6 protein-coding genes are annotated in these 3,456 nt (G+C 39.7%); all 6 read left to right on the top strand.

Annotation, left to right across the window (positions count from 1 at the left end):
- Nucleotides 1-536 (top strand): S24 family peptidase (locus tag E1176_RS20480; RefSeq protein WP_185152609.1); only part of this gene is annotated, 536 nt, incomplete at its 5' end.
- 6 nt (nt 537-542) lie between these two features.
- The gene (locus tag E1176_RS03830) at nt 543-827 is read left to right on the top strand and encodes a hypothetical protein (protein WP_155209248.1); all 285 of its coding nucleotides are present in this window, start codon (nt 543-545) and stop codon (nt 825-827) included.
- 120 nt (nt 828-947) lie between these two features.
- Nucleotides 948-1,343 carry a type III secretion system chaperone family protein gene (locus E1176_RS03835; RefSeq protein WP_155209249.1) on the top strand — a complete coding sequence of 132 codons (396 nt, stop codon included), beginning with the start codon at nt 948-950 and terminating at the stop codon, nt 1,341-1,343.
- 14 nt (nt 1,344-1,357) lie between these two features.
- Nucleotides 1,358-2,065, top strand: a complete 708-nt coding sequence (locus E1176_RS03840; RefSeq protein WP_155209250.1) for a PspA/IM30 family protein — start codon at nt 1,358-1,360, stop codon at nt 2,063-2,065.
- A gap of 1 nt (nt 2,066) precedes the next feature.
- Nucleotides 2,067-2,621, top strand: a complete 555-nt coding sequence (locus tag E1176_RS03845) for a DUF4178 domain-containing protein (RefSeq protein ID WP_155209251.1) — start codon at nt 2,067-2,069, stop codon at nt 2,619-2,621.
- A gap of 31 nt (nt 2,622-2,652) precedes the next feature.
- Entirely contained in the window at nt 2,653-3,420 is a 768-nt protein-coding gene (locus tag E1176_RS03850; RefSeq protein ID WP_155209252.1) for a hypothetical protein, read from the top strand.
- Nucleotides 3,421-3,456 lie beyond the last annotated feature (36 nt).

Below are 3,456 nucleotides of genomic sequence, written 5' to 3' on the forward strand. Positions count from 1 at the left end.
AAAATGACATCAACAAGGAAGAGATCACCACCATCGACAAAGACAATATAAAGGAGCATACTCCGCTGGTCACGCTAGATAATGACCTGGATTATATTGTAAATCACGACAACAGAGATTTTATCAATAAACTGCCCCTCATACAGTTTCCATATACACAATCTAAGAAGTCGAGGGCTTTTCAGATAAATGGTAGCGAAATGGAATATGAGCATTGCGGCCTCCACCATAAGGACATATTGCTCTGCAGCCCGGTAAGTGATTATGAAAACTTACACATTGGGGAAGTATATATGATCGTAACAGAAAGAGAGCTCGTGGCCAGAAGACTAAAGTCTGTTGATGATAAAATCATTTTTAGATGCGACAATCCTGCCTATGATGATTTATCGCTTGATAAAAAGCAAGTTATTGAATTATGGCATGCAGATGCTTATTTCAGCTACAAGCTAATAGCACCAACCAGGATGGAAGAACGCATGGGACAACTTGAAAGTAAATTGTCTCGAATAGAATCTATGTTAAACAAAAACTAAGCGACTATGGGATACATGGGATTTGGAATGAAAAAAGAGGTTTTTACAAGGAAGCCAAAAGAAGCTTTAAAGAAAATAAAAGAAACTTACGGAAACGACATTGTAAGAGCCAAGACCTATAAAATTGAGTCTGCAAGTAAGCAAACTTTACTTACTATCAGACAGAAGATTGCTGACCAAAAAGAGTCCGCACTTATCAGATCAATTTTAATATTTTCAGCTTCCTGTTTTCTTGGTGTATTGCTAGCCGCTTACTGGTCAGATTTAATCAAATGGTGGTTTATGCAATAGCTTGGTTTTGCTCAGGCTATGAGCACCGATCACTTAATTTATAAAGACACATTTTTTCACTAATATTGAAATACAAATAATGAGAAAAATCTATTTAATCATATTAAAATTAAAAATTCAATGAGCGCGAATTTTGAAAAGGTAAAATCCTACTTGCTAGACTTAGAATTCAACATTCTGAAAGAAGATAAGGATGAGCAACTCTTCGTCATAGAGAAAGAAGAAGCTGGTATTTCTAACCTCATAGTCGACTGTGAAGATTCGATACTAATTATCGAAGGGCTGTTGTTTGAAATCACCAGCAAAAACGGTGAAATGTTTGAAGAACTACTCGTGAAAAATCGGGAAATTGTTCATGGAGCATTTGCTCTCAATCAGGAGAGAACACACGTACTTTTTAGAGATACGTTGCAATTAGAAAACTTAGATATAAACGAACTGGAAGGAAGCCTCAATTCACTCACACTATTATTAAGCGAGTACGGATCTGAGATCCTTAGATTTTCAAAACTTTAAAAACACTACACACAATGGGAATATTTAACAGATTATTTACAATAGGAAAAGCAGAGACTAACGCAGCCATAGATAAATTGGAAGATCCGATTAAAATGACTGAGCAAGGCATAAGAGACTTAAAGGTCGACCTTGACAAAAGCTTACAGGCGCTTGCGGAAGTGAAGGCTATGTCGATAAGAAGCAAGAGAAGCTTAGAAACTGCTAAGTCGACTGCCGATAGCTATGAAAAGAAGGCAATATTATTACTACAAAAAGCAGAAAAAGGAGAGCTAGACGGTGCAGAAGCAGACAGACTCGCCACTGAAGCGCTCACCAGAAAGGAAGAGGCTATGGCAGATGCCAAAAGAGCTCAGGAAGAAATCACCAGGTTTGACAACAACATCTCTCAGTTGGATGCCAACGTAAAAAAGCTCAAATCTACTATCACCAGATACGAAAACGAGCTGCGCACTCTTAAGGCCAGAGCCAAAGTGAGTAGCGCAACTCAAAAGATAAACAAACAGCTCTCTGGTATAGACAGCTCAGGCACTGTAAGCATGCTAGAAAAAATGAAGGAGAAAGTAGAGCAGCAAGAAGCGATGTCTGAAGCTTACGGTGAGATCTCAAACGAAAGCAAAAGCATTGATGAAGAAATTGACTCTGTGCTGGATGAGAAGCAATTAAATGCATCAAGCTCTCTTGAGGAGTTGAAAGCCAAGATGAAAAATAAATCAGAGTAGTATGGGCTTATTTGGCAACTTATTTTCGAAAAAAGAAGAAGAGCCTAAATACGATAGCACCAACATCAGGATTCAGGATCTTGATGTTGGATTCGTATTTGAATACGACCTCGCCACCTGGGAGGTGCAGGAAGCTTACGAGTACGACTGGGGAGACAATTATTTCACACAGGAGTATAAAATAAGTGATGGAAGTAAAACACTTTTTCTATCCGTAGAAGAAGATGATGAAATGGAACTATCGCTCTCTACCAAGTTGAAGGTGAGAGAACTGGGCGACAATGTACTTGAAGAGCTTATGAACAAACAAAAGCCTCCTTCTAAAATCACTTATCAGGACACTGAGTATTTACTCGAAGAAGAAGCACCGGGCTATTTCCACGATTGTGCTAAACCCGAAGATGTCTGGGAGGAATTTATCGCCTGGGACTTTGCCGATAAGTCCGGAGAAAAAATTATTACGATAGAACAGTGGGATGAGAGAGAGTTTGAAGCCTCGGCAGGTAAAACCATTAAAGAATTTGAAATCTCTAATATCCTACCCGCAACCAGATAAGAGAAACCTCAATCATTAAACCAAAAACACTATGCTTAAAAAAATAATGACAGCAGCCCTCGGGTTTGCTATCGTAGCAGTGACACTAAACGCATGCGGTAGCAGATCTGATGTGCCGAGATGGGAAAAATCGCCCATTGACAATATCGTAAAATCACTCTCCGACAAACCTGACTTTTCTATCATTCTTTATGATATGGATGCTGAAGGAAGCGGATCTTCTACAGTTTACAAACACCAGTATAAGATTGTAGTACCCGAGGGAGATACTGTAACCGCACGTGAAACGCAATGGTATACAGTTTCTGATGTGTTTTTCGATCAGAATGTAAATAATATGGGTATGGAGATTGTGACCAAAAAAGATGGTCAGCTTAAAAAGCAGGTCTCTCCTGCCGGCTACAATCACTATGTTGGCAATGAGAAATACGGCCGATGGACGGAGCGAAATGGGGGTTCTTTTTGGGAGTTTTATGGTAAGTACGCTTTTATGAGCTCTATGTTTAATATGATGGCCTACCCGGCCAGAAGATCATATTATGACGATTATTACGGAGGCGGCTACTACAGATCAGGCAGGCCTTATTACGGTCCTGGCGGGCAAGTGTATGGCACAAAAAGTTATACCTCATCTGGTACAGGCAAAAATTCAACCTGGGGCAACAAGCCATCTTCATTTAAAAATACAGTAAGAAGCAGGGTTTCGCGATCGGCTACCAATACCAAAACAAGACGTAGCGCCTCGAGATCGTCAAGAAGCTCTTCTTACAGATCACGCAGCGGTGGCTTTGGTAAATAAATACTCCTCAACTCTGAAAAACCTTAATCTATGACA

It is taken from the genome of Fulvivirga aurantia (assembly GCF_009711475.1).
Taxonomy (GTDB): domain Bacteria; phylum Bacteroidota; class Bacteroidia; order Cytophagales; family Cyclobacteriaceae; genus Fulvivirga; species Fulvivirga aurantia.